This is a genomic window from Streptomyces sp. NPDC002825, from assembly GCF_040295385.1.
Taxonomy (GTDB): domain Bacteria; phylum Actinomycetota; class Actinomycetes; order Streptomycetales; family Streptomycetaceae; genus Streptomyces.
In genome coordinates this window covers 122,438-146,138 of the sequence record NZ_JBEOVH010000018.1, presented here as the reverse complement: position 1 = coordinate 146,138, position 23,701 = coordinate 122,438, and the positions used below count along the sequence as shown (strand labels likewise).

The 23,701-nt window shown below is 70.6% G+C and carries 25 protein-coding genes; 17 read left to right on the top strand and 8 right to left on the bottom strand.

The window, feature by feature from the left end:
- Window positions 1-173: 173 nt before the first annotated feature.
- Complete coding sequence (locus tag ABT041_RS23245; RefSeq protein WP_351187339.1) at window positions 174-1,571, bottom strand: tetratricopeptide repeat protein; 1,398 nt, start codon at window positions 1,569-1,571, stop codon at window positions 174-176.
- A gap of 98 nt (window positions 1,572-1,669) precedes the next feature.
- On the opposite strand from ABT041_RS23245, the gene ABT041_RS23240 reads away from it, so the two are divergent.
- Window positions 1,670-3,052 (top strand): FAD-binding oxidoreductase, encoded by a 1,383-nt coding sequence (locus ABT041_RS23240; RefSeq protein WP_351187337.1) that lies wholly within the window; start codon window positions 1,670-1,672, stop codon window positions 3,050-3,052.
- A 22-nt stretch (window positions 3,053-3,074) separates the two neighbouring features.
- On the opposite strand, the gene ABT041_RS23235 is transcribed toward ABT041_RS23240, so the two are convergent.
- A complete protein-coding gene (locus ABT041_RS23235) occupies window positions 3,075-3,566 on the bottom strand; it encodes an SsgA family sporulation/cell division regulator (RefSeq protein WP_351187335.1) in 492 nt (163 codons plus the stop codon).
- Window positions 3,567-3,887: 321 nt separating this feature from the next.
- Between ABT041_RS23235 and ABT041_RS23230 the strand changes: the two genes are divergently transcribed.
- Together ABT041_RS23230 and ABT041_RS23225 are read left to right on the top strand one after the other, a co-directional pair.
- Window positions 3,888-5,318, top strand: a complete 1,431-nt coding sequence (locus ABT041_RS23230; protein ID WP_351187333.1) for an RDD family protein — start codon at window positions 3,888-3,890, stop codon at window positions 5,316-5,318.
- A 65-nt stretch (window positions 5,319-5,383) separates the two neighbouring features.
- On the top strand, window positions 5,384-6,094 hold the full coding sequence (locus tag ABT041_RS23225; protein WP_351187331.1) for an RDD family protein: 711 nt from the start codon (window positions 5,384-5,386) through the stop codon (window positions 6,092-6,094).
- 85 nt (window positions 6,095-6,179) lie between these two features.
- Here the strand turns inward: ABT041_RS23225 and ABT041_RS23220 are convergent, their stop codons facing one another.
- A complete protein-coding gene (locus ABT041_RS23220) occupies window positions 6,180-6,437 on the bottom strand; it encodes a hypothetical protein (protein WP_351187329.1) in 258 nt (85 codons plus the stop codon).
- A gap of 328 nt (window positions 6,438-6,765) precedes the next feature.
- Here ABT041_RS23220 and ABT041_RS23215 point away from each other — a divergent pair, with 328 nt between their 5' ends.
- Together ABT041_RS23215 and ABT041_RS23210 are read left to right on the top strand one after the other, a co-directional pair.
- The gene (locus ABT041_RS23215) at window positions 6,766-9,177 is read left to right on the top strand and encodes an immune inhibitor A domain-containing protein (RefSeq protein WP_351187327.1); all 2,412 of its coding nucleotides are present in this window, start codon (window positions 6,766-6,768) and stop codon (window positions 9,175-9,177) included.
- 122 nt (window positions 9,178-9,299) lie between these two features.
- Window positions 9,300-9,611 (top strand): hypothetical protein, encoded by a 312-nt coding sequence (locus ABT041_RS23210; protein WP_351187325.1) that lies wholly within the window; start codon window positions 9,300-9,302, stop codon window positions 9,609-9,611.
- A 155-nt stretch (window positions 9,612-9,766) separates the two neighbouring features.
- On the opposite strand, the gene ABT041_RS23205 is transcribed toward ABT041_RS23210, so the two are convergent.
- Together ABT041_RS23205 and ABT041_RS23200 are read right to left on the bottom strand one after the other, a co-directional pair.
- Window positions 9,767-10,366 (bottom strand): isochorismatase family protein, encoded by a 600-nt coding sequence (locus ABT041_RS23205; protein ID WP_351187323.1) that lies wholly within the window; start codon window positions 10,364-10,366, stop codon window positions 9,767-9,769.
- A 97-nt stretch (window positions 10,367-10,463) separates the two neighbouring features.
- On the bottom strand, window positions 10,464-11,792 hold the full coding sequence (locus tag ABT041_RS23200; protein ID WP_351187321.1) for a nicotinate phosphoribosyltransferase: 1,329 nt from the start codon (window positions 11,790-11,792) through the stop codon (window positions 10,464-10,466).
- Between the two features lie 115 nt (window positions 11,793-11,907).
- Here ABT041_RS23200 and clpS point away from each other — a divergent pair, with 115 nt between their 5' ends.
- The 7 genes from clpS to ABT041_RS23165 all read left to right on the top strand — a co-directional run bounded on the left by clpS (window position 11,908) and on the right by ABT041_RS23165 (window position 16,730).
- A complete protein-coding gene (gene clpS, locus ABT041_RS23195) occupies window positions 11,908-12,213 on the top strand; it encodes an ATP-dependent Clp protease adapter ClpS (RefSeq protein ID WP_189805257.1) in 306 nt (101 codons plus the stop codon).
- Window positions 12,213-12,797, top strand: a complete 585-nt coding sequence (locus ABT041_RS23190) for a DUF2017 domain-containing protein (protein ID WP_351187319.1) — start codon at window positions 12,213-12,215, stop codon at window positions 12,795-12,797. Before clpS ends, ABT041_RS23190 begins: the two co-directional genes overlap by 1 nt.
- A gap of 320 nt (window positions 12,798-13,117) precedes the next feature.
- Window positions 13,118-14,554 carry an amino acid permease gene (locus ABT041_RS23185; protein WP_351187317.1) on the top strand — a complete coding sequence of 479 codons (1,437 nt, stop codon included), beginning with the start codon at window positions 13,118-13,120 and terminating at the stop codon, window positions 14,552-14,554.
- 84 nt (window positions 14,555-14,638) lie between these two features.
- Complete coding sequence (locus ABT041_RS23180; RefSeq protein ID WP_351187315.1) at window positions 14,639-15,064, top strand: M67 family metallopeptidase; 426 nt, start codon at window positions 14,639-14,641, stop codon at window positions 15,062-15,064.
- A gap of 147 nt (window positions 15,065-15,211) precedes the next feature.
- Window positions 15,212-15,388 carry a putative leader peptide gene (locus ABT041_RS23175; RefSeq protein WP_351187313.1) on the top strand — a complete coding sequence of 59 codons (177 nt, stop codon included), beginning with the start codon at window positions 15,212-15,214 and terminating at the stop codon, window positions 15,386-15,388.
- 107 nt (window positions 15,389-15,495) lie between these two features.
- The gene (locus ABT041_RS23170) at window positions 15,496-15,774 is read left to right on the top strand and encodes a MoaD/ThiS family protein (RefSeq protein ID WP_351187311.1); all 279 of its coding nucleotides are present in this window, start codon (window positions 15,496-15,498) and stop codon (window positions 15,772-15,774) included.
- 5 nt (window positions 15,775-15,779) lie between these two features.
- The gene (locus ABT041_RS23165) at window positions 15,780-16,730 is read left to right on the top strand and encodes a PLP-dependent cysteine synthase family protein (protein ID WP_351187309.1); all 951 of its coding nucleotides are present in this window, start codon (window positions 15,780-15,782) and stop codon (window positions 16,728-16,730) included.
- A 167-nt stretch (window positions 16,731-16,897) separates the two neighbouring features.
- Here ABT041_RS23165 and ABT041_RS23160 read toward each other — a convergent pair whose 3' ends face one another.
- A complete protein-coding gene (locus tag ABT041_RS23160) occupies window positions 16,898-17,383 on the bottom strand; it encodes a type II toxin-antitoxin system PemK/MazF family toxin (RefSeq protein WP_351187307.1) in 486 nt (161 codons plus the stop codon).
- Between the two features lie 202 nt (window positions 17,384-17,585).
- Here ABT041_RS23160 and ABT041_RS23155 point away from each other — a divergent pair, with 202 nt between their 5' ends.
- On the top strand, window positions 17,586-18,341 hold the full coding sequence (locus ABT041_RS23155) for an MBL fold metallo-hydrolase (protein WP_351187305.1): 756 nt from the start codon (window positions 17,586-17,588) through the stop codon (window positions 18,339-18,341).
- A gap of 72 nt (window positions 18,342-18,413) precedes the next feature.
- Here ABT041_RS23155 and ABT041_RS23150 read toward each other — a convergent pair whose 3' ends face one another.
- Together ABT041_RS23150 and ABT041_RS23145 are read right to left on the bottom strand one after the other, a co-directional pair.
- Entirely contained in the window at window positions 18,414-19,679 is a 1,266-nt protein-coding gene (locus ABT041_RS23150; protein ID WP_351187303.1) for a PTS transporter subunit EIIC, read from the bottom strand.
- Between the two features lie 288 nt (window positions 19,680-19,967).
- Complete coding sequence (locus ABT041_RS23145) at window positions 19,968-21,275, bottom strand: PTS transporter subunit EIIC (RefSeq protein ID WP_351187301.1); 1,308 nt, start codon at window positions 21,273-21,275, stop codon at window positions 19,968-19,970.
- 214 nt (window positions 21,276-21,489) lie between these two features.
- On the opposite strand from ABT041_RS23145, the gene ABT041_RS23140 reads away from it, so the two are divergent.
- The 4 genes from ABT041_RS23140 to rdgB all read left to right on the top strand — a co-directional run bounded on the left by ABT041_RS23140 (window position 21,490) and on the right by rdgB (window position 23,655).
- The gene (locus ABT041_RS23140) at window positions 21,490-21,723 is read left to right on the top strand and encodes a PTS sugar transporter subunit IIB (protein WP_041129428.1); all 234 of its coding nucleotides are present in this window, start codon (window positions 21,490-21,492) and stop codon (window positions 21,721-21,723) included.
- 90 nt (window positions 21,724-21,813) lie between these two features.
- Window positions 21,814-22,545 (top strand): ribonuclease PH, encoded by a 732-nt coding sequence (gene rph / locus ABT041_RS23135; protein WP_351187299.1) that lies wholly within the window; start codon window positions 21,814-21,816, stop codon window positions 22,543-22,545.
- A 110-nt stretch (window positions 22,546-22,655) separates the two neighbouring features.
- Window positions 22,656-23,012 (top strand): hypothetical protein, encoded by a 357-nt coding sequence (locus ABT041_RS23130; RefSeq protein ID WP_351187357.1) that lies wholly within the window; start codon window positions 22,656-22,658, stop codon window positions 23,010-23,012.
- A 34-nt stretch (window positions 23,013-23,046) separates the two neighbouring features.
- A complete protein-coding gene (gene rdgB / locus ABT041_RS23125; RefSeq protein ID WP_351187297.1) occupies window positions 23,047-23,655 on the top strand; it encodes an RdgB/HAM1 family non-canonical purine NTP pyrophosphatase in 609 nt (202 codons plus the stop codon).
- Window positions 23,656-23,701 lie beyond the last annotated feature (46 nt).

Genomic DNA, 23,701 nt, shown 5'->3' with positions numbered 1-23,701 from the left:
CCGTCCCGTGTGCCCACCCGTCCCTCCCCCTAGGACTTCGTCCTGGGGGGACCCCCATGCGGGACGATTGCCCACACGGCGGCGGGGCACCGCCCCGCCGGGCGCGGGCCCACACGGGCGGGGGCACCGCCCCGGGGCCGTCCCGGCCCATACGGGGGATGGGCCGGGGCTCGCTACCTCGCTTGGGGCGGCTTCGGCGGCTTCGGTTCCCGACGGAGCTCCGCCGGAAGCTCGTCCGACAGTTCCCCCAGCGCCCCCAAGGCCCCCACCGCCCGCCCCGCGTGCAGCGGCGAGAAGGACGGATGGATCCGCAGCGCCTCCTCCAGGTGGCGCCGCGCCGGCCCGGTCTGGTCGAGGGCCCGTTCGATCTCCCCCCGGTGGTACAGGAAGAGCGCACTCCGCACCCCCTCCTCCGTGGCCCGCTTCGCGTACCCGAGCGCCTCCTTCGACGCCCCCGAGCGGTGCAGCGCCCACCCCAGCGCGTCCGCCGACCGCACCGAGCGGTGCCCCCGCGCCCACTCCGCCCGCATCCGGGCCGCCGCGGCCGCCGGGTCGCCGTGGTCCGCGTCCAGGAGCGCGAGCGGCACCTCCGCGCCCGGCCAGGTCCCGGTCCGCAGCCGGTCGTACAGCGCCCGCGCCTCCCCGTCCCGGCCCAGCGACTCGTACAGTTCGCCCGCCTCCAGGAGGTATTCCGGCAGCGGCAGCCGGGCCAGCGCCGCCGTCCAGCCGCGCACCGCCTCGTCCGTGCGGCCGAGGGCCGCGAGGGACCGCGCCCGGCCCGCGAGCGAGGGCCCGTGGTCCCGTACGAGCCGCAGCGCCGCCCCGTACCGCCCGAGGGCCTCCTCCGCCTCGCCCCGCTCCCACGCCAGGTCCCCCAGCCGCGCGAGGCCCGCCGCCTTCTCCGCGTCCGTCTCCGCGAGCGCCACCGCGTCGAGGGCCGCCGCGTCCGCGTCCTCCCGCCAGCCCCGGTCGCGGTACGTCTGCGCGGCCCTGGCCCGTACCACCGCGCCCGCGTGGAGCCCCTCCAGGCTCTGCATCGCCTTCTGGGCCGCCTTGTACTCCCCGAGCCCGTCGTACGCGTCGATCAGGACCGGATACACGGGCCAGCGGCGCGGATCGGCCTTCCGTACCCGCTCGCCCCACTCCTTCGCCGCCCGCCAGTCGCCCCGCGCCGCCGCGAGCGCCCCCATCCCCAGCTGCGCCTCCGCGTTGCCGCCCGCGGCCGGCCGTTCGGCGAGCGAGCGGCGCAGCGCCTGCTCGGCCCGCGGGTAGTCCCGTACGTCTCCGAGCCGGCCGCCCCGCTCCGTGTACGCCGCGCCCAGCTCCGCCCAGGACACCTCGTCGTCCGGATGGGCCCGCAGCCACTTCTCCCGGTCGGCGATCAGCGCGGCCAGGTCGGGCAGCGAGGCCTGCGCGCCCGCGTGGGCCGCGATCACCGCCCGCTCCGCCGGCCCGGGCGGGGACGGCGGGCCCTGCCCCGCGAACTCCGGGACGTACAGCAGCGCCGTCGCCGCGAGCACCGCGCCCACCCCGGCCGCCAGGACCGTCCTCGACACGTTCTCGGTCTTCATGGCGCTCACTGTGCGCCCGCGTCCGCCTGTAGGAAGAGCACACGAAGCGCCCGCTCCGGCGGGTTCACACCGATGGACGCGGGTGCCACGCTGGTCGCATGGACGATCTTCAGCGGAACGACCTCGTGGCGCGGCTGCGCGCCGGGCTCCCCGACGACACGGTCCTCACCGACCCGGACGTCACCGCCTCCTACGCGCGCGACATGGCGAGTTTCTGCGCGGCCGGCACCCCCGCGGCCGTCGTGCTCCCGCGGACGGTCGAGCAGGTGCGGCACGTCATGCGCACCGCGACCGAACTCCGCGTCCCCGTCGTCCCGCAGGGCGCCCGCACGGGCCTGTCGGGCGGCGCCAACGCCTCCGACGGCTGCATCGTGCTCTCCCTCGTCAAGATGGACCGCATCCTGGAGATCAACCCGGTCGACCGGATCGCCGTCGTCGAACCGGGTGTCGTCAACGCCGTGCTGTCCCGTGCCGTCGCCGAACACGGCCTCTACTACCCACCGGACCCCTCCAGCTGGGAGAGCTGCACCATCGGCGGGAACATCGGCACCGCCTCCGGGGGCCTGTGCTGCGTCAAGTACGGGGTCACCGCCGAGTATGTGCTCGGTCTCGACGTCGTCCTCGCCGACGGGCGCCTCCTGCGCACCGGCCGCCGTACGGCGAAGGGCGTCGCCGGATACGACCTGACCCGGCTCTTCGTGGGCTCCGAGGGGAGCCTCGGCATCGTCGTGGGTGCCGTCCTCGCGCTCAAGCCGCAGCCCCCGGCGCAGCTCGCGCTCGCCGCCGAGTTCCCCTCCGCGGCCGCGGCCTGCGAGGCGGTCTGCGCGATCATCGAGCGCGGCCACACCCCTTCGCTGCTCGAACTCATGGACCGCACCACGGTCCAGGCGGTCAACAAGCTGGCGCGCATGGGTCTGCCGAACACCACGGAGGCGCTGCTGCTGTGCGCCTTCGACACTCCGGATCCGGCCGCCGACCTGGCGGCCGTCAAGGAGCTGTGCACGGCGGCGGGCGCCACCGAGGTCGTCCCGGCCGCGGACACCGCCGAGTCCGAACTCCTCCTCCAGGCCCGCCGGCTCTCCCTCACCGCCCTGGAGACCATCAAGTCCGCGACGATGATCGACGACGTGTGCGTGCCGCGGACCCGGCTGGCCGAGATGCTCGACGGCACGGCGGCGATCGCGGAGAAGTACCACCTGACCATCGGCGTCTGCGCGCACGCCGGCGACGGCAACACCCATCCAGTCGTCTGCTTCGACCACACCGACGAGGACGAGTCGCGGCGCGCGCGGGAGTCCTTCGACGAGATCATGGCGCTCGGCCTCGCCCTCGGTGGCACGATCACCGGCGAGCACGGTGTGGGCGTGCTGAAGAAGGAGTGGCTGGCGCGGGAGCTGGGGCCGGTCGGTCTCGAACTCCAGCGGGGCATCAAGGCCACCTTCGACCCGCTCGGGCTGCTCAATCCCGGCAAGCTCTTCTGAATCCCCGTCCAGGAGTTCGGGGTCACAGCTCGCCGTCCTGGGACTCGTCCGACGGCCACGGGTCGCGCAGCCACAGGTCGTCGGCGACCACGGTGGTCGCCAGGATCTCCGCGAGCCCGTCGTCGATGCCGAGCCGCTCGGACTCGGTGCCCGGCGGCACCGCGCGCAGGGTCCGCTCCAGCCACGCGGACACCTGCGCGGCCGGGGCTTCGAGCAGCGCGTCGCCGTCGGGGGAGGAGAGCGCCATCAGGATGACGCTGCGGCCGTCGACCTTGGTGGGCCAGATGCGGACGTCCCCGTGGCCGCAGGCCCGGAAGACGCCCTCGACGAGCAGCTCGCGCGCGAAGGTCCAGTAGACGGGGTGGTCGGTGCCGACGTGGAAGGTGATGTGGACGGCGTACGGGTCGTCGGTCCGGTAGGCGAGCCGGGCGGGGACGGGGACGGAGCGCTCGGGGGAGAGCACCAGCTTCAGCTCCAGCTCGCGCTCGACGGTGGTGTTGTCGGTGTTCTGCATGGTCGTGCTCCTTCGTCTCGGACGGCCCCGCGCGGGCCTTCACAGGGAGAGAGCGGGGTCCCCGCGGTTCATTACGCGACTTCGGGAAGTTTTTTCGGGAAGTTTTTTCGGTAGGTCTTCGTGCGGGACGGCGGCCGGGATGCACCGGCCCGAACATCACCGGGAGTGATCGATTCCGGTATGTGTCCCCCCGAAGGCGGGCTTTCTCGCGGGCTCCTTGTCCCCTCGGGGACGTTCTTCGTTACTGTCCTCCTTGGGCGCGGCACGCCCGGCGCGCGGCCGTGCGGATCAAAGGCGTTGTGACTGAACGGAGTCGGGGCAGTGGCTACTCCTCCTGGAGGCGGCGGAGAGGTACCGCAGGCGGGGTACTACCCGGACCCGTCCATTCCCGGGTACATCCGGTACTGGAACGGGGGCGCGTGGGTGCCCGGCACGAGCCGGCCCGCCCCGCCGGACGGCGAGGTTCCGCCCGGCCCTCCCGCCTCGGCGATCCCGGCCGGCCCGATCCTCGCCTCCAGCCCGGCACCCGCCCCCGCCCCGGCGGCGGCACCCGCGCAGTCCGTGGCACCGGCATCGGCGCAGTCCGTGGCCCCGGCACCCGCGCAGTCCGCAGCACCCGTCCAGGCCGCCCCGCACGTGCCCGCCCAGGCGCAGGCCCCCGCACCCGCACCGGCGCCCGCACCCGTACCCACGGTGGAGGAGACCGGGCCCGTCTTCCTCGACGAGGAGCCGCTCACGCCGGAGCCCGCCTCGGCCTGGCAGGCGGACTCCTCCCGCCAGACCGGCTTCGGCGGCGACCTCGACCAGAAGGTCTCCTGGGGCGCGCCCCGGACGCCCGACCCGCGCACCCCGGCCGAGTGGCCGGTCGCGGGAGGGAGCGAGCCGGAGGAGAAGCGGACCCCCGTCGCGGACCCGCGGGCCACCGGGGGAGCGGCACGCCTCGGCGGCATGCCCGTCACCCCGATCCCGACGCCCTCGCCGACCCCCCAGCCCAAGCCCCAGCCCGCACCCGCCGCGGCGGCACCCACTCCGGCCCCGGCCCCGGCACCCGCGCCGGTCCAGACCCCGGCCCCCGCACCCGCGCCCGTACAGACCCCGGCTCCGACCCCGGCCCCCGCGCCCGTACCGTCCGCACCCTCCTGGGCCCGGCAGCCCCAGCCGCAGGCCCAACCCCAGCCGCAGCCCCGCCCCCAGGAGCCGCAGCAGCCCGTCGTCCCCTGGAAGCCGCCCGTCGAGGACGTGTTCCAGGCGGCCGCCCGCGCGCAGGCCGCCGCGCGCCCCGCCGGGCTCGGCCGGCGTCTGCTCGCCCGGCTGATCGACAGCGTCGTCCTGGGCGCGCTGGTCGGCGCGGCCTCCCTGCCCTTCGTGACCGCCGCCGTCGACCACATCGAGGGCAAGATCGAGGCGGCCCGGCAGTCCGGCACCACCGTCCAGGTCTGGCTGCTCGACTCGACGACCTCCGTCCAGTTCGGCATCGCGCTCGCCTCGCTGTTCGTCATCGGCGTGCTGTACGAGGCGCTGCCCACCGCCAAGTGGGGCCGCACGCTGGGCAAGAAGTTGTGCGGGCTCGAGGTGCGGGACATCGAGGCGCACGAGCCGCCGACCTTCGGGAAGGCACTCCGCCGCTGGCTCGTCTACAGCGTCCTGGGGCTCCTGGCCATCGGTGTCCTCAACGTCCTGTGGTGTCTTTTCGACCGGCCCTGGCGTCAGTGCTGGCACGACAAGGCGGCCCGCACGTTCGTGGCGCGCTGAGCGGCGGTCCCCCGAACGGGCGGCGATCTTTTGCGGGTCCGTCGCCCCCGGGATGCACTGCCCCCATGAGCACCGACCAGCCGCCGCCAGGACCGCCGCCCGAGGACGACCCGTTCAACAAGAGGCCCCCGGAGCCGCCCCCGGGAGGGCCGCCGCCCCCGGGACCGCCGCCGGGGGGCCCGCCCCCGGGAGGTCCCCCTCCGGGGAGCCCCTACGGCTCCCCGTACGACAACCTGCCCCCGTCTCCGCCCCCGTACGGTGAATACGGCGGCGGTTACGGAGGGACCGATCCGCTCTCCGGGATGCCGCCGCTCGCCGAGACCGGGCGCCGGATCCTCGCGCGGCTCATCGACTGGGTGATCATCGCGGTGCCGCTCGCGGTCATCGGCATCCCGTTCGACATCTACGACCGGGCGACCAACAACGGCGACGGCTTCGACAACACCGTCAACAGCCTCAACGGCGGCAGCCAGCTGGTCTTCCAGCTCATCACGATCGTCGCGTACGTCGCGTACGACACCGTCCTGACGGCGAAGAACGGCCAGACCCTCGGCAAGAGGCTGATGAAGCTGCGGGTCGCGATGCTCAACGACGGGACGACGCCCCCGATGAGCCAGTCGCTGCTGCGCGCCGTCGTGCTCTGGCTGCCCGCGCTGATCTGCTGCGCCTGCCTGTGGCCGCTGCTCCTGCTGATCCTGATCATGGTCGACAAGCCGTACAAGCAGGGTCTGCACGACAAGGCGGCGAAGACGGTGGTGGTGAGCGTCCCTCAGTAGCGTCCCTCGGTCGCGGCCCTCAGGAATCCCTCAGGAACGCCCCTCAGGAACGTCCCTCAGCGATGCCGCCGAGTCGGACGAAGCGTCACGAACCGATCCGGGTATCGGCCCCCGCGCCCACGCGCTGGGCCGGCACCCGGATCTCTTCGTTCACCGGGGTATTGACGGGCCGCGCGCGCACCGGCATCGTCACCGCCACGAGGGTGCCGAGCAGCAGGCCGGCGGCGCAGATCACCGCGATGCCCAGGGTCGTCGTCGTGCCGGAGAGCAGCAGCAGGGCGACGGTCGCGAGAACGACGGTGGCCGAACCGTAGGTGAGTTGTGCGGCGTTCGGACGCTGCATGACGGGTACCGCCCCTCGAGACTTCGGTTCGACTCTACGACGGTGGATGCCCGGGCGGTGTGACAGGTAAGCGTGACCTTACCCACGCTGCCGGTGCACGGGGGGCGCACAGGGGCACGAAACCGTCAATCTTCCTTCACTACGCGCCCACTGGGTGTTCGATAATCGGAAGTTCGATCCTGCATAGTGCAGTTGACCCGTTCAAGTCAAGATCTGTCTTTTCTCGCCCCACTCCGGTCGAATGTCGTCACTTGTGACGCGCGACCCCCGCCGGACGGACACCCCACCTTCGGTCCGAGGGCGTGGGCGCCGGGGAGGACAACATCAAGTGACCAACAGACGACGGGCGATCAGAGCGTCCGCAGTCGTCGTGGCGCTCGCGGCCACCGCCGCCACCGCCTCGACCTTCACCACCGCCTGGGCCGACAACAACGGCAACGGAACGCCGGCCGCGGGCATGCAGACCGTCGACAAGACGACGGTCGACCACGACCTCGAAGGCCCCTTCAGCAAGCAGCAGGAGCAGCAGCACAAGGCTGCCCTTGAGCAGGTGCTGAACGGCGACGCCAAGGTCGAGAACCGGGGTGGCTCTCAGGTCGTCAAGCTCGACAGCAAGAAGTACGTCGAGCTCGGCCGCGAGAAGACCGACAAGATCTTCACCATCCTCGTCGAGTTCGGCGACCAGGTGGACAACACCACCCTGGTCGACCGCGACGACGACGACACGACCGAGCTGAAGCCGAAGTACGGCGGCGAGCCCGGCCCGCTGCACAACGCCATAGCCCAGCCCGACCGTGCCACGAACAACTCGACGGCATGGCAGGCGGACTACAACCAGCAGCACTTCCAGGACCTGTACTTCGGTACCGGCAAGGACGCCGCCGGCCGGCCGAAGCAGTCCCTGAAGACCTTCTACGAGAAGACCTCCTCCGGCCGCTACTCGGTCGACGGCACGGTCTCCGACTGGGTCAAGGTCCCGTACAACGAGGCCCGTTACGGCTCGAACTGGTGCGGCGACCACAACTGCAACAACGTCTGGGACACCGTCCGTGACGGCCTCACCGCCTGGGTCGCCGACCAGAAGGCCAAGGGCAAGACCGACGCCCAGATCAAGTCCGAGCTGGCCCAGTACGACCAGTGGGACCGCTACGACTTCGACGGCGACGGCAACTTCAACGAGGCCGACGGCTACATCGACCACTTCCAGCTCGTGCACGCGGGCGAGGACGAGTCGGCCGGTGGCGGCGCCGAGGGCAAGAACGCCCTGTGGGCCCACCGCTGGTACGCCTACGGCACCGACGCCGGCAAGACCGGCCCGGCGAACAACAAGGCCGGCGGCGCCCCGATCGGCGACACCGGCATCTGGGTCGGCGACTACACGATGCAGCCGGAGAACGGCGGCCTCGGCGTCTTCGCCCACGAGTACGGCCACGACCTCGGTCTGCCGGACCACTACGACACCTCCGGCGGCGAGAACTCCACCGGGTTCTGGACCCTCATGTCCTCCGGTTCGTGGCTCGGCACGGGCAAGGACGCCATCGGCGACCTGCCCGGCGACATGACCGCCTGGGACAAGCTTCAGCTCGGCTGGCTGAACTACGCCAAGGTCAGCGACTGGCAGCGTGCCACCAAGACCACCCACAAGCTGGGCGTCTCGGAGTACAACACCAAGAACCCGCAGGCGCTCGTCGTCGAGCTGCCGAAGAAGGCCGTCACCACCGACATCGTGGCCCCCGCCGAGGGTGCTTCGCAGTGGTGGAGCAACATGGGTGACGACCTCAAGAACACCCTGACCCGCTCCGTCGACCTCACCGGCAAGACGTCGGCCTCCCTGGACCTCCAGGGCTGGTGGGACATCGAGAAGGACTACGACTTCCTGTACGCCGAGGTCTCCACGGACGGCGGCGCCAACTGGACCGCGCTGGACGGCACCGCCGACGGCAAGGCGCTCCCCCGCGACGCGAGCGGCGCCCCGGCGCTGACCGACGTCTCGGGCGCGTACAAGAAGCTCTCGTACGACCTCGGCGCCTACGCGGGCAAGAAGGTCGACCTCCGCTTCCGCTACCAGACGGACGGCGGCGCGGGCGGCAAGGGCTTCACGGCCGACGCCATCACGGTGACCGCCGACGGTGCCTCCGTCTTCGCGGACGGCGCCGAGAACGGCGACAACGGCTGGGTCGCCAAGGGCTTCTCGCGCGTCGGCAAGGGCTTCACGAAGGAGTACGAGCAGTACTACATCGCGGAGAACCGCCAGTACGTCTCGTACGACAAGACCCTCAAGGTCGGCCCGTACAACTTCGGTTTCACGGGTGACAAGGCGAACTGGGTCGAGCACTACCCGTACCAGAACGGTCTGCTCATCTGGAAGTGGGACCTGTCCCAGAAGGACAACAACACCTCCAAGCACCCGGGTGTGGGCCGCGTCCTCCCGATCGACGCCCACCCGAGCCCGCTGAAGTGGTCCGACGGCACGCTGATGCGCAACCGCGTCCAGGCGTACGACTCGCCGTTCAGCATCTCCGGCACGGACGGCTTCCAGCTGCACAACAAGGGCGTCGCCACCTGGGTCCCGTCCCAGGCCGGCAACCCGACCTTCGACGACCGCAAGGGCGTCTACTGGTTCGCCGAGACCCCGCGCGCCGGTGTCCAGGTAACTGACACCAACACCAAGATCCAGGTCGTCAAGGAGCCCCTGAACGGCCAGACGATCACGGTTCAGGTCGGTCCCTCGACCAAGTAAATAGCAAAACCGCAGGTCAAACCATGATCGGCCGTCGCCCTCTAGCGGGCGGCGGCCGATCGTGTTTAGGTGCGTCTGACGCCGTTCTTATTGACATCTGATCCACGGGGGAGTGGTTCCGCATGCCCAACGGAGGGTTCTGCAAGCTGCCGGGAGGCAGTGTGGTCGTCGCCATAGGGCTTCCCAGCCCGGCCGGCGACGGTGCCACCGTCCGCTTCCTGGTCCACGCCGCCAACCGAGCCCGCGCCCTGACCCGGCTGCGGAACCTGGGGCTGAGGGCGGTCTACCTCCGCGGAAACAGCGAGCCGCCCACGCCGGACGAGATCACCGCCGTCCTGCACCACCCGGAGGGCCTGCTGTGGAGATCCACACCGGGCGCCGCCCAGGAGCTCTGGCACCCGGTCCGCTCCCTCCCGAAGGAGCCCGCCGCGTAGGGCCTGCCGGCCCGGAGCCACAGGCCACGACCGGCCGCCCGGGTGCGGGCCTCAGGCCACGACCGGCCTGCCCGGCCCCGGGCCTCGCGCGGCGACCGTGGCCTCAGGCCACGACCGGCCTGCCCGGCCCCGGGCCTCGCGCGGCGACCGTGGCCTCAGGCCACGACCGGCTTGCCGGTCAGTTCCACGCCCGCCGTGCGGAGCTCCTCCAGGGCCCGGTCCGTGGTCTCCTTCGCCACGCCGGCCGTCAGGTCGAGCAGGACGTGGGTCCGGAAGCCCTCCCGGGCCGCGTCCAGCGCCGTGGCCCGCACGCAGTGGTCGGTGGCGATGCCGACCACGTCGACCTCGGTGACGTGGTGCGAGCGCAGCCAGTCCGCGAGCGTCCGGCCGTTCTCGTCGAAGCCCTCGAAGCCGCTGTACGCCGCGGAGTACGCGCCCTTGTCGAAGACGGCGTCGATCGCCCCGCTGGCGACGGCGGGCGCGAAGTTCGGGTGGAAGCCGACGCCCTCCGTGCCGGCCACGCAGTGCACCGGCCAGGAGGACACGTAGTCCGGCTGCTCCCCGGCCGGGGCGAAGTGCCCGCCCGGGTCGACGTGGTGGTCGCGGGTGGCGACGACGTGCCGGTAGGAGGTGCCCGCCGTCTGGCCGACCAGGTCGGTGATGGCGGCGGCGACGTCCGCGCCGCCGGCCACCGCGAGGCTGCCGCCCTCGCAGAAGTCGTTCTGAACGTCCACAACGATCAATGCGCGGTGCATGGCGGGTGTCCTTAGCGCGTCGGAAGGGAGGGTTCGAGCCTAGAGACTTCCCCCTCCGTTCGGGAGGGGGCGGCCCCGAGGACTGCTGCGGGGACGGCTACGCGTACTCCGTCGGCAGGACCGGCTCGCCCCGCGACAGCTGGATCGCCGACATCGGCAGCCCCGCCCGGGCCGCGATGTGCCGCGCCCTGGCGGCCTCCAGCGGCTCACGGGCCACCACGTCGCCGCCCTTGATCAGCTCGACGAGCAGCTGGTGGTCGGCGAGCTCCGGCGGGACCGGCCCGGTGCCCACGACCTCCGCCTCGGCGACCCCGGCCGCGTCGGGCCGGCGGGCCGCCCACTTGCGGCCGCCGACGGAGGCCTTGCCGCCCAGGGACTTCTTGGCCACCGGTACCAGGGGCGCCTTCGGATCGGCCGAGGCGGCCCGGGCGACCAGCTTGTAGACCATGGAGCACGTCGGGTGCCCGCTGCCGGTGACGAGCTGCGTGCCCACCCCGTATGCGTCGACCGGGGCCGCCGCGAGCGAGGCGATGGCGTACTCGTCGAGGTCCGAGGTGACCACGATCTTGGTGTCCCGGGCGCCGAGCTCGTCGAGCTGCGCCCGCACCCGGTGCGCGACGAGGAGCAGGTCGCCGGAGTCGATCCGTACGGCCCCGAGCTCGGGTCCGGCGACCTCGACGGCGGTACGGACGGCCTCGGCCACGTCGTACGTGTCGACGAGCAGGGTCGTGCCGCGGCCGAGGGTCTCCACCTGGGCCCGGAAGGCGTCCCGCTCGCTGTCGTGGAGCAGGGTGAAGGCGTGGGCGGAGGTGCCGACGGTCGGGATGCCGTAGCGGAAGCCGGCCGCGAGGTCCGAGGTGGCCTCGAAGCCGCCGACGTAGGCGGCGCGGGCGGCGGCGACGGCCGCGAGCTCGTGGGTGCGGCGGGCGCCCATCTCGATCAGGCGCCGTCCGCCGGCGGCGGCCGACATGCGGGAGGAGGCGGCGGCGATGGCCGAGTCGTGGTTGAGGATCGAGAGGATCACGGTCTCCAGGAGCACGCACTCCGCGAAGGAGCCCTCGACGCGCAGCACGGGGGAGCCGGGGAAGTACACCTCGCCCTCGGGGTAGCCCCAGATGTCGCCGGAGAAGCGGTAGCGGGCCAGCCACTCCAGGGTCGGCTCGTCGACGATGGCGCGTTCCCGCAGGAAGCCCAGGACGGCGGGGTCGAAGCGGAAGTTCTCGACGGCGTCGAGGACCCGGCCGACGCCCGCGAGGACGCCGTAGCGCCGCCCCTCGGGCAGCCGCCGGGTGAAGACCTCGAAGACGGAGCGCCGGTCGGCGGTGCCGGCCCGCAGGGCCGCCTGGAGCATGGTCAGCTCGTACTGATCGGTGAAGAGCGCGGTCGACGGCACGTCCACCGGCAGCCCAAGGTCCGCAGCGTTCATGTCAGCGATGCTAGCGCAGAAATCGTCAGAGTGACGAATAGTGGGCCCGAACAGGTGGGTCCTTCCGGGTGCCCCGTTTGCGCGACGGGCCCCCAGGGGTGACAACATGGTGTGAGTGAGCGTCGCGCCTATTGAGATCGAACGTACGGAATCGGCCGAGGAGGTCTCCGCGGTCGTCGAACCCGACGTGCCCTGGGTGACCCTCGTGCACAACGATCCGGTCAACCTGATGAGCTATGTGGAGTACGTCTTCCAGTCGTACTTCGGATACTCCAAGGACAAGGCGCACAGGCTGATGCTCGACGTGCACAACAAGGGCCGCGCGGTGGTCTCCAGCGGCACCCGCGAGGAGATGGAACGGGACGTGCAGGCGATGCACGGCTACGGGCTGTGGGCGACGCTCTCCCAGGACCGCTTCTGATGGCCGGCCAGTTCGAGACCCTCCCGGGCGGCGGCGCGGCCGTCGCGCTCGACGACGTCGAGATCTCCATCCTCCGCTCCCTCGCCGTCCAGCTCATGGAGCTGATCGGGCCGGGCGACGAGCCCGCCGCGGACGAGGACCCGCTGGCCGCGCTCTTCGCCGAGGGGCCGAGCGAGCCGCCTTCCGACCCCGCCCTCCGGCGCCTCTTCCCCGACGCGTACGGGGACGACAGCGAGGAGCTGCGGGCGGCCGCCTCCGACTTCCGCCGCTACACCGAGAACGACCTGCGCGCCCGCAAGCGCGAGGACGCCCTCGCGGTCGTCCGTGCCCTGGACTCGCTGTCCGCCGAGGCGGCGGGGGAGGGTGGCGCGGTCCTGAAGCTCACCCCGGAGGAGTCCCGGTCCTGGCTGGGTGCGCTCAACGACCTCCGGCTGACCATCGGCACCCGTCTGGAGATCACGGACGACGAGGAGAGCGAGCAGCTGTACCGGCTGCCGGACTCCGATCCCCGCAAGCCGATGGTGATGGCGTACCTCTGGCTGGGGGCGCTCCAGGAGTCCCTCGTCGGGACCCTGATGGCCTGACCGGCCTGCCGTTCGCCCCCTGTTCGCTCAGCGGACGCTCAAATCCGGATAACGAATGCGTTATCAGAGCTCCCGCCATGTCATCTTGTGCACCCTTTGTCCGTATTTTTTTGTGGCGTGCGCCACACGTAACTCCGTCGATCGCCTCACACGCCGTGATAAATCTTCACGACCACTCGGGCACGCCACCCCTGTTCCCGAGGGCGCTTGGGCCGGCTGACCGCCGGTAGCACTCCATCCACATCCGGGGGGATCAGGATCTGATCCGCGGCAGACGCACTCGCAGTCGCGCGGATCAGCATGGAGAAAGGCGCACCACCATGACCTCAGTGCAGGTCGACAAGCAGCACGACGGCAATGAGGCCGCGGACTCCGCCTCCGGCGAGGGTTACCACCGGGCACTCGGCGCCCGGCAGATCCAGATGATCGCGATCGGCGGTGCCATCGGCACCGGACTCTTCCTCGGCGCGGGCAAGGGCATCTCCATCGCGGGACCGAGCCTGATCCTCGCGTACGCGGTCGCGGGCCTCGTCATCTTCTTCATCATGCGGGCGCTCGGCGAGCTCCTCATGTACCGCCCGGTGTCGGGCTCCTTCTCGGAGTACGCCCGCGAGTTCATCGGCCCCTTCGCGGGCTTCGCGACCGGCTGGACGTACTGGCTCTTCTGGGTCGTCACCGGCATCACCGAAGTCACCGCCGCGGCCACCTACATGACGTACTGGTGGGACATCCCGCAGTGGCTCTCCGCCCTGGTCTTCACCGTGATCCTCTACGCCGCCAACCTGATCTCCGTGAAGCTCTTCGGTGAGCTGGAGTTCTGGTTCTCCATGGTCAAGGTCACCGCGATCATCGGCATGATCCTGATCTGCGCCGGCATCCTCACCCTCGGCTTCTCCGACGCCGGCGCCACCGCCTCCGTCACCCACCTGTGGGACCTCGGTGGCTTCTTCGGCGGCGAGGACGGCATCTTCTCCACCCTGATGACCCTCCAGATGGTCATGTTCGCCTTCCTCGCGGTCGAGCTGGTCGGCGTGACGGCGGGCGAGTCGAAGGACCCGAAGACGGTCCTGCCGAAGGCCATCAACACCGTGCCGTGGCGCATCGCCGTCTTCTACGTCGGCGCGCTGATCATGATCCTGTCGGTCGTCCCGTGGACCGCCTTCAAGCCGGGCGTCAGCCCGTTCGTCGAGGCGTTCGAGCGGATGGGCCTCGGCGTCGGCGCCGCCATCGTCAACTTCGTCGTCCTGACGGCGGCCCTGTCCTCCTGCAACTCGGGCATGTACTCCACCGGCCGCATGCTGCGCGACCTCGCGCTCAACGGCCAGGGCCCGAAGGCCTTCACCAAGCTGACGAAGTCCGGCACCCCGCTGGTCGGCACCACGGTCTCGGCCGCCCTGATGATGGTCGGCGTCTGGATCAACTACCAGTGGCCGGGCGAAGCCTTCAACTACGTCGTCTCCTTCGCCACCATCTCCGGCATGTGGGCCTGGATCGTCATCCTGTTCTGCCAGATCCGCTACCGCCTCAAGGCCGACCGCGGCGAGCTGCCGCAGTCCTCCTTCAAGGCCCCGGGCGGCATCTGGTTCAGCGTCTTCTCGCTCGCCTTCATCGGCATGGTGATCGTGACCATGGGGATGGACAAGGACAACCGCGTCGCCCTGTACGGCGCGCCGGTCTGGGGCCTGATCCTCGCCGTCTCGTACCTGGTCCTGAAGGCCCGCAACCCGCAGGGCGCGGCCTTCGCCAAGCGCTCCTGACGCCCTGACCTGCAGGGTCTCACCATTCGGGCCGTTCCGTACCATTCCTCGGTACGGGGCGGCCCGTCTGCTTATCCTGTCGGCATGCTGACCATCACCCGGGCCCTGTACGACCAGATCGTGGCGCACTCCCGCGCGGACCACCCCGACGAGGCCTGTGGCGTCGTCGCCGGCCCGGTCGGCAGCGGACGCCCCGAGCGGTTCATTCCGATGCTGAACGCCGCCCGCTCGCCCACCTTCTACGAGTTCGACTCCGGCGACCTGCTGAAGCTCTACCGCGAGATGGACGACCGGGACGAGGAGCCCGTCATCGTCTACCACTCGCACACCGCGACCGAGGCCTACCCGTCCCGCACGGACATCTCGTACGCGAACGAGCCCCACGCCCACTACGTCCTCGTGTCCACCGCCGACATCGACGAGGCCGGCCCCTTCCAGTTCCGCTCCTTCTCGATCGTCGAAGGCGTCGTGACCGAGGAAGAGGTCAAGATCGTCGAGGCGTACGAGTAGGACCGCCGGGGGCGACCGTTCCGCTCCCGCGGGGCGGTCGCCCGCGACCAGCCGCTCTGACGGCCGAGGTCCACCACTCGGTCGGGAACCATCCATCATGTGAGATCACATTCCGGAACCCGGACCGGGAATCGATACGATGAGCCCATGGTTTCCCATGACGTGAGCGAAGAGACTCCGAGCACCGCCGTGCTCGCTGCGTTCGCTGGCGCTCACTCCGCCTCCGCTCTTTTTCTCGGAGCCTTCGGAGGCGGAGCGGCACGCCTGCACGTCGACCTGTGCCGCCTCGCCAGCGCGATCTGTACCTCACGCGCCGCGCACTGAGCGACCGGCGCCGAGCGCCCTCACGTACGACCGAAGAACCGTACGACCCCTCCGCGCGGGGCCACAGAAGCGCGCCCAGCACGCCACTTCCGACAGGAGCCCACGCCATGGCCATCGAGGTCCGCATCCCGACCATCCTCCGCACCTACACCGACGGCGAGAAGGCCGTCGAGGGCAGCGGCGCGACCCTCGCCGAGCTCTTCGCCGACCTGGAGACCCGCCACGCCGGGATCGAGGCCCGCATCGTCGACGACGGCAAGCTCCGCCGCTTCGTCAACGTCTACCTCAACGACGAGGACGTCCGCTTCCTCGACGGCATCGAGACCAAGCTCACCGACGGCGACAACGTCACGATCCTGCCGGCCGTCGCCGGCGGCATGGTCTGATCCACATGCGTTACGACTCCTCGCTGGCCGCCGTCGGCAACACGCCGCTGGTCCGCCTCCCCCGGCTCTCGCCCTCGGACGACGTCCGCATCTGGGCGAAGCTGGAGGACCGCAACCCCACCGGCTCGGTCAAGGACCGCCCCGCGCTCCACATGATCGAGCAGGCGGAGAAGGACGGCCGCCTCACCCCCGGCTGCACCATCCTGGAGCCGACCAGCGGCAACACCGGCATCTCCCTCGCCATGGCCGCCAAGCTCAAGGGCTACCGCATCGTCTGCGTCATGCCCGAGAACACCAGCGAGGAGCGCCGCCAGCTGCTCGCCATGTGGGGCGCCGAGATCATCTCGTCGCCGGCCGCGGGCGGATCGAACACGGCGGTACGCGTCGCCAAGGAGCTCGCCGAGCAGCACCCCGACTGGGTGATGCTCTACCAGTACGGCAACCCCGACAACGCGGGCGCCCACTACGCCACCACCGGGCCGGAGATCCTCGCCGACCTCCCCTCCATCACCCACTTCGTGGCGGGCCTCGGCACCACGGGCACGCTCATGGGCGTCGGCCGCTACCTGCGCGAGCACAAGCCCGACGTCAAGATCGTCGCCGCCGAACCGCGCTACGACGACCTCGTCTACGGCCTGCGCAACCTCGACGAGGGCTTCGTCCCCGAGCTCTACGACGCCACCGTCCTCACCACCCGCTTCTCCGTCGGCTCCGCCGACGCGGTCACCCGCACCCGCGAACTCCTCCAGCAGGAGGGCATCTTCGCGGGCGTCTCCACCGGCGCGGCCCTCCACGCGGCCATCGGCGTCGGCAACAAGGCCCTCAAGGCCGGCGAGACCGCCGACATCGCCTTCGTGGTGGCCGACGGCGGCTGGAAGTACCTCTCGACGGGCCTCTACACGGCCAAGACGACAGAGGAAGCCATCGCCACGGTCCAGGGCCAGCTCTGGGCGTAGCAGGTGTGGGCAATCGTTCCGCCGGGGCGATGGGGGTCCCCCTGCTCGAGCGAAGCCGAGAGCTCGGGGGAGGGTGGGCCCACCGGACGGCGCGCTGAGCCGCGCCTGGGCTCCCGCGCCTGAACCCGCACCGTCGGGGCCCGCACCAAGCGGGCCCCGCACTGGCGCTACCGCGCCAGATGGCGGACCTGGTCCCACACGACCGGGTCCGCCTCCCCCACCCTCCGCCGGAAGTCCCCCACCGGCACCTCCCGCAGCTCATCGGTCTCCAGGAAGCTGGGCCGTCCCTGCGCGTCGCCCACCGCCCCCGGCGGCAGCGCGATCACCCCCGGCCGCTCGTCGTGGTACTTGCTGGTGATCTTCGCGACGAGCGCGCTGTCCCCCCGTACCACGAGCACCAGACAGGGCCGGTCCTTCGATCCGGGCCCGTCCTCGAAGGGCACGTCCGCCCACCAGATCTCGGCCGCCCTCGGCGCCCGGCCCGGTCGTGCGGGGGCCCTCCGGGGCCCGGCCGGACCGCGAGGAGGCCGCGGCCGCCCCGTGGGCCTCCGGGACGGCGCCGGCCGCGTGGCCCGCTTCCGCCCGTCGGCGACCACCACCACCAGCGCGATCACCACGACCGCGACCAGCGCGGGCCACCACGACGTGTCCATACCTCAAGAAGGTACCGGTGCGCCCCCCACCCCGCCGCCGCGCCCCGCCATCCATCCGAACCGGTGACAGAGCCCGTGAGTTCGCCCACAACGGGGCACCACGAAGGAGCGTCGGGCCCGGGTGCGCCTTACGCTCGACAGACCGCACAGCCTCCCCTCCCTCAGCGCGCTTTCCGCACCCGTCCACGGAGGTTCTCGCTCCATGAAGCTCACCGTCGTCGGCTGCTCCGGGTCGTTCCCGTCCGCGGACTCGGCCTGTTCGAGCTACCTCGTCGAGGCCGACGGCTTCCGGCTGCTCCTCGACATGGGCAACGGCGCCCTGGGCGAGCTGCAGCGACACATCGGTCTGTACGACCTCGACGCGATCTTCCTCAGCCATCTGCACGCGGACCACTGCATCGACATGTGCGGGTACTTCGTGGCCCGCTACTACCGGCACGAGGGCGGACGCTGCGACGCGATCCCCGTGTACGCGCCGGAGGGTGCCGAGCAGCGGCTGACCACGGCGTACGCGGACACCCCCTCGCCGTCCTCGATGAGCGAGGTCTTCGACTTCCGCACGCTGAAGTCCGGCGGCACCTTCGAGATCGGCCCGTTCTCGGTGCGTACGGAGAAGGTGTGCCACCCGGTCGAGGCGTACGGCATCCGGCTCGAGCACGGCGGCCGTTCGCTCACGTACTCCGGGGACACCGGGGTCTGCGAGGCGCTGCACGACCTCGCCGACGGCACCGACCTCTTCCTCTGCGAGGCCTCCTTCACCCACGGCAAGGAGGAGGTCCCGGACCTCCACCTCAACGGCCGGGAGGCCGGCGCGCACGCGACCCGGGCGGGAGTGGGACGCCTCGTGCTGACCCACATCCCGCCGTGGACGGACGGCGAGCAGAACCTGCGGGACGCGCGCGAGGTGTACGAGGGCCCGTCGGAGCTGGCGCGGCCGGGAGCGGTGTACGAGATCTGAGGTCCCCGCGCAGAACGGGTAAGGCCCCGGAACCTGTGGGTTCCGGGGCCTTACCGTCGTGCGGGGGAGGGCTCACGCCTTGGTGAGGTCCTCGATCTCCTCCTCGGGCTCGCGGCCCGGGGTGGGGAGGTTGAACTTGGTGATCGCGAAGCGGAAGACCACGTAGTAGATCGCCGCGAAGACGAGGCCGATCGGGATGATCATCCACGGCTTGGTCGCGAGGTTCCAGTTGAGCAGGTAGTCGATGCCGCCCGCGGAGAAGGTGAAGCCCGCGTGGACGCCGAAGGCCCAGGTGACGGCCATGGAGACGGCGGTCAGGACCGCGTGGATCGCGTACAGGACCGGCGCGATGAACATGAACGTGAACTCGATCGGCTCGGTGATGCCCGTGACGAAGGAGGTCAGCGCGAGGGAGACCATCATGCCCATGACGGCCTTGCGGCGCTCGGGGCGGGCGGCGTGGGCGATGGCGATCGCGGCGGCCGGGAGGCCGAACATCATGATCGGGAAGAAGCCCGACATGAAGATTCCGGCGCTCGGGTCACCGGCGAAGAAGCGGTTGAGGTCACCGTGGACGACCTCGCCGGCGGCGTTGGTGAAGTCGCCGATCTGGAACCAGGAGACGGTGTTCACGAACTGGTGCATGCCGACCGGGATCAGCGCGCGGTTGATGAGACCGAAGAGACCGGCGCCACCGGCACCGAGGCCGGTCATCCACTCGCCGAAGCTGGAGATGCCCTCACCGATCGGCTCCCAGACCAGGCCGAAGACGACGCCGACGGCGGTGCCGACGAAGGCCATGATGATCGGGACGAGACGGCGGCCGTTGAAGAAGCCGAGCCAGTCGACCAGCTTGGTGCGGTGGAAGCGCTGCCACAGGACGGCGGACAGCAGACCCATCAGGATGCCGCCGAGGACACCCGGGTTGTTGTACGTCGCGGCGACGTCGACGCCCTTGTTGGCGGTCGTGTTGACGACGGCCTCGGTGATCGGGAAGGCCTTCAGCACGTTGCTGTAGACCAGGAAGCCGACGAGCGCGGCCAGGGCGGTGGAGCCGTCCGCCTTCTTGGCGAAGCCGATGGCGACGCCGATGCAGAAGAGCAGGGGCAGGTTGTCGAAGACCGCGCCGCCGGCGGTGGCGAAGACGGAGGCGACCTTGTCCCAGCCGAGGCCCTTGTCGCCGAAGACGTCGGGCTGGCCGAGACGGAGCAGAATACCCGCGGCCGGCAGCACGGCGATCGGCAGCTGCAGGCTGCGACCGACCTTCTGCAGGCCCTGGAACAGGCCGGATCCGCGCTTCTTCGCGGGAGCGGCGGCCTGGGCGGTGGCCGTACTCATCAACTTCCTCCAGTAAGGCAAGGCGCCGCCCGGGACAGTGAACACGGGGGGAGGCGACGTCTCGTGGAACGCGGTGGTCTGGACCGCGTGGTCTACACCATTGAGTGGTGTAGACCAGTTGTAGCACGTGAGACTTAGATAAGGAACCTGCGAATTTTGCGTGCGCGGCCATAGCCGGAGATGAACGACAAAAGGCCCCCGGACGGTCAGGTCCGGGGGCCTTCGAAGGGCCTTACGAGGGGGTCGAAAGCCCCGAAAACGGTCAGGTCTCGCCGGGTGATCGAGGGGTCACTTGACGTTCTCCCGCTCGATCTCCTCCTCGATCTCCTCCGGCTCGCGGCCGGGCGTCGGAAGGTTGAACCTGACGATCGCGAACCGGAAGATCACGTAGTACACCACCGCGAACCCCAGACCGATCGGAATGATCAGCCACGGCTTCGTCGCGAGGTTCCAGTTGATCACGTAGTCGATCAGGCCCGCCGAGAAGCTGAAACCGTCCTTCACGCCCAGCGCCCAGGTCACCGCCATCGACACACCGGTCAGCACGGCGTGGATCACGTACAGCAGCGGCGCGATGAAGAGGAACGAGTACTCGATCGGCTCGGTGATGCCCGTGACGAACGACGTCAGCGCGACCGAGAGCATCATGCCGCCCACCGCCTTGCGGCGGTGCGGCTTCGCGGTGTGGGTGATCGCGAGCGCCGCCGCCGGCAGCGCGAACATCATGATCGGGAAGAAGCCCGTCAGGAACTGACCGGCGTTCGGGTCGCCCGCCAGGAACATCGGGATGTCGCCGTGGACCACCGTGCCGTCCGGCTTGGTGTACGTGCCGAACTGGAACCAGATGGGCACGTTCAGGAACTGGTGCAGGCCGATGACGAGCAGGGCGCGGTTCGCGAGGCCGAAGATGCCCGAGCCCCAGGCGCCGAGTCCGACCAGCCAGTCGCTGAAGTTCTCCAGGCCGTCGCCGATCGGCGGCCAGATCCACAGGCAGATCGCGGCGAACGCGATCGCCACGAACGTCATGATGATCGGCACGAGCCGGCGGCCGTTGAAGAAGCCGAGCCAGTCGACCAGCTTCGTCCGGTGGTAGCGCTGCCAGAACCAGGCGGCCATCAGGCCCATGAGGATGCCGCCGAAGACGCCGGGGTTCTGGTACGTGTACCCGGTGAAGGCCTGCTCGGGCGAGAGGCATCCGCCGTTGACGTCCACCGTGCCCGCCGGGCAGTCCTTCGGGAACTGGCGCAGCACGTTGTAGTAGACGAGGAAGCCGACCACCGCCGCGAGCGCCGTCGAGCCGTCGGCCTTCTTCGCCATGCCGATGGCGACACCGATGCAGAACAGCAGCGGCAGACCGAGACTGCCGTCCAGCAGCGCACCGCCCGCGCCCGCCATCACCTTCGCGACGTTGTCCCACCCCAGACCGTCGGCGCCGAAGACGTCCGGCTGCCCCAGCCGGTTGATGATGCCGGCCGCCGGGAGCACGGCGATGGGGAGCTGGAGGCTGCGGCCCATCTTCTGGAGCCCCTGGAAGAGGCCGTTCCAGGACAGGGGCTTCTTGGGTTTCGGTGCGGCCGCGGCGCTGTCGGCACTCATCGGCGTCCTCCCTCCCCGGAACAAGCCGGGTCCGCATCTCGATGCACACTGGTGTAGACCAGTTGCGATAGGCTCCCGGGAGCCCGCTGAGGACAGGCCGCCGGTGATCGTCATCATTCGGCAGAACGGCCGCACTCGCTCGCGAAGTTGGGCCAACCGTGGGTTACCGTGACACAGCGGACCGTCGGTACGCAGAACGGACAGGGAGAAACACATGGCCAGCAAGGCTGAGAAGATCGTCGCCGGGCTCGGCGGCATCGACAACATCGAAGAGGTCGAAGGCTGCATCACCCGCCTGCGCACCGAGGTCGTGGACCCCGCCCTCGTCGACGAGGCCGCCCTGAAGGCCGCCGGCGCCCACGGCGTCGTCAAGATGGGCACCGCCATCCAGGTCGTCATCGGCACCGACGCCGACCCCATCGCCGCGGAGATCGAAGACCTGATGTGAGCCCCCGACCGACGTCGGTCGACTCACATCGACGAGGGCCCGTTCCGGCAGGGGAACGGGCCCTCCGTCATGTCCCGCTAGGCTCGGGGCATGTCTCGCATCGACGGCCGTACCCCCGAACAGCTCCGCCCCGTCACCATCGAACGCGGCTGGAGCAAGCACGCCGAGGGCTCCGTCCTCATCTCCTTCGGCGACACCAAGGTCTTCTGCACCGCCTCCGTCACCGAAGGCGTCCCGCGCTGGCGCAAGGGCAGCGGCGAGGGCTGGGTCACCGGTGAGTACTCCATGCTGCCCCGCGCCACCAACACCCGCGGCGACCGCGAATCCGTCCGCGGCAAGATCGGCGGCCGCACCCACGAGATCTCCCGCCTCATCGGCCGCTCCCTGCGCGCCGTCATCGACTACAAGGCCCTCGGCGAGAACACGATCGTCCTCGACTGCGACGTCCTCCAGGCCGACGGCGGCACCCGCACCGCGGCCATCACCGGCGCGTACGTGGCCCTCGCCGACGCCATCGGCTGGGCCCAGGGCAAGAAGCTGATCAAGGCCGGCCGCAAGCCGCTCACCGGCACCGTCGCCGCCGTCTCCGTCGGCATCGTCGACGGAGTCCCCCTCCTCGACCTCTGCTACGAGGAGGACGTCCGCGCCGACACCGACATGAACGTCGTCTGCACCGGCGACGGCCGCTTCGTCGAGGTCCAGGGCACCGCCGAGGCCGAGCCCTTCGACCGCAAGGAGCTCAACGCCCTCCTCGACCTCGCCTCCGGCGGCTGCGCCGAACTGGCCGAGATCCAGCGGAAGGCGCTCGAAGGAACTCTCTGACACCTCGCTGCGTCCTGACGGGCGGGCACCCGGATAGGCTCCGGGGCGCCCGCCCGTCGTACGTATCTGGGGAAGGACCCACCTTGAAGCAGCGCCGTCTCGCACTCGCCATGGCCACGGCCGCCGCGCTCACCACCGTCCTGAGCGGCTGCGGAGCCCTCGACACGGCGATGGACTGCGTCAAGACCGCCGACGCGATAGCCACGTCCGTCCAGAACCTCCAGCAGGCGGTCTCGAACGCCTCCAACGACGTGACGCAGATCGAGGAGTCCCTGAACTCCATCTCCACGGAACTGGGCAACCTCAAGAACACCACGGACAACGCCGACCTCTCGAAGGCCGTCGACGACCTCAGCAAGGGCGTGGACACGGTCCGCACGGCGGTCAAGAACGGCGACACGACCCCGGACATCACGCCGATCACGGACGCGGCCGGCGAGGTCGCCAAGGTCTGCACGCCGGGCTAAAGGGCGACCCGGCCCGACCCGGATAATCGGGGACATGACCCGACAGCGCCTGATCCTCGCCACCCGCAACGCGGGCAAGATCACCGAACTCCACGCGATCCTCGCCGACGCCGGCCTAGACCTGGACCTCGTCGGCGCGGACGCGTACCCCGAGATCCCCGACGTCAAGGAAACGGGCGTCACCTTCGCCGAGAACGCGTTGTTGAAGGCCCACGCCCTGGCCCAGGCCACCGGCCTCCCGGCGATCGCCGACGACTCGGGCCTCTGCGTCGACGTCCTGAACGGCGCCCCCGGCATCTTCTCGGCCCGCTGGGCCGGCACCCACGGCGACGACAAGGCGAACCTGACCCTGCTCCTGGCCCAGCTGTCGGACATCGCGGACGAACACCGGGGCGCCCACTTCGCCTGCGCGGCGGCCCTCGCGCTCCCGGACGGCACGGAGCGAGTGGTGGAAGGGCGGATGCCGGGCACCCTCCGCCACGCCCCGGTGGGCACGAACGGCTTCGGCTACGACCCGATCCTCCAGCCGGAGGGCCACGAGGTCACCTGCGCCCAGCTGACCCCGGCGGAGAAGAACGCGATCAGCCACAGGGGCAAGGCGTTCCGGGCGCTGGTACCGGTGGTGCGGGAGCTGTTGGGCTGAGGGCCGTATGCGAACGGCCTGCGAATCAATCCTTCGATTCGCAGGC

What these genes read in the sequence shown, in the direction of transcription:
- ABT041_RS23140 (WP_041129428.1), top strand. Translation starts at nt 21,490, where the DNA reads ATGGCCAGCAAGGCTGAGAAGATCGTCGCCGGGCTCGGCGGCATCGAC.
- ABT041_RS23235 (WP_351187335.1), bottom strand. Translation starts at nt 3,566, where the DNA reads ATGCAGAACACCGACAACACCACCGTCGAGCGCGAGCTGGAGCTGAAG.
- ABT041_RS23190 (WP_351187319.1), top strand. Translation starts at nt 12,213, where the DNA reads ATGGCCGGCCAGTTCGAGACCCTCCCGGGCGGCGGCGCGGCCGTCGCG.
- rdgB (WP_351187297.1), top strand. Translation starts at nt 23,047, where the DNA reads ATGACCCGACAGCGCCTGATCCTCGCCACCCGCAACGCGGGCAAGATC.
- rph (WP_351187299.1), top strand. Translation starts at nt 21,814, where the DNA reads ATGTCTCGCATCGACGGCCGTACCCCCGAACAGCTCCGCCCCGTCACC.
- ABT041_RS23200 (WP_351187321.1), bottom strand. Translation starts at nt 11,792, where the DNA reads ATGAACGCTGCGGACCTTGGGCTGCCGGTGGACGTGCCGTCGACCGCG.
- ABT041_RS23150 (WP_351187303.1), bottom strand. Translation starts at nt 19,679, where the DNA reads ATGAGTACGGCCACCGCCCAGGCCGCCGCTCCCGCGAAGAAGCGCGGA.
- ABT041_RS23245 (WP_351187339.1), bottom strand. Translation starts at nt 1,571, where the DNA reads ATGAAGACCGAGAACGTGTCGAGGACGGTCCTGGCGGCCGGGGTGGGC.
- ABT041_RS23175 (WP_351187313.1), top strand. Translation starts at nt 15,212, where the DNA reads ATGGTTTCCCATGACGTGAGCGAAGAGACTCCGAGCACCGCCGTGCTC.
- ABT041_RS23180 (WP_351187315.1), top strand. Translation starts at nt 14,639, where the DNA reads ATGCTGACCATCACCCGGGCCCTGTACGACCAGATCGTGGCGCACTCC.
- ABT041_RS23240 (WP_351187337.1), top strand. Translation starts at nt 1,670, where the DNA reads ATGGACGATCTTCAGCGGAACGACCTCGTGGCGCGGCTGCGCGCCGGG.
- ABT041_RS23155 (WP_351187305.1), top strand. Translation starts at nt 17,586, where the DNA reads ATGAAGCTCACCGTCGTCGGCTGCTCCGGGTCGTTCCCGTCCGCGGAC.
- ABT041_RS23225 (WP_351187331.1), top strand. Translation starts at nt 5,384, where the DNA reads ATGAGCACCGACCAGCCGCCGCCAGGACCGCCGCCCGAGGACGACCCG.
- ABT041_RS23145 (WP_351187301.1), bottom strand. Translation starts at nt 21,275, where the DNA reads ATGAGTGCCGACAGCGCCGCGGCCGCACCGAAACCCAAGAAGCCCCTG.
- ABT041_RS23160 (WP_351187307.1), bottom strand. Translation starts at nt 17,383, where the DNA reads ATGGACACGTCGTGGTGGCCCGCGCTGGTCGCGGTCGTGGTGATCGCG.
- ABT041_RS23170 (WP_351187311.1), top strand. Translation starts at nt 15,496, where the DNA reads ATGGCCATCGAGGTCCGCATCCCGACCATCCTCCGCACCTACACCGAC.
- ABT041_RS23185 (WP_351187317.1), top strand. Translation starts at nt 13,118, where the DNA reads ATGACCTCAGTGCAGGTCGACAAGCAGCACGACGGCAATGAGGCCGCG.
- ABT041_RS23210 (WP_351187325.1), top strand. Translation starts at nt 9,300, where the DNA reads ATGCCCAACGGAGGGTTCTGCAAGCTGCCGGGAGGCAGTGTGGTCGTC.
- ABT041_RS23165 (WP_351187309.1), top strand. Translation starts at nt 15,780, where the DNA reads ATGCGTTACGACTCCTCGCTGGCCGCCGTCGGCAACACGCCGCTGGTC.
- ABT041_RS23220 (WP_351187329.1), bottom strand. Translation starts at nt 6,437, where the DNA reads ATGCAGCGTCCGAACGCCGCACAACTCACCTACGGTTCGGCCACCGTC.
- ABT041_RS23205 (WP_351187323.1), bottom strand. Translation starts at nt 10,366, where the DNA reads ATGCACCGCGCATTGATCGTTGTGGACGTTCAGAACGACTTCTGCGAG.
- ABT041_RS23130 (WP_351187357.1), top strand. Translation starts at nt 22,656, where the DNA reads ATGGCCACGGCCGCCGCGCTCACCACCGTCCTGAGCGGCTGCGGAGCC.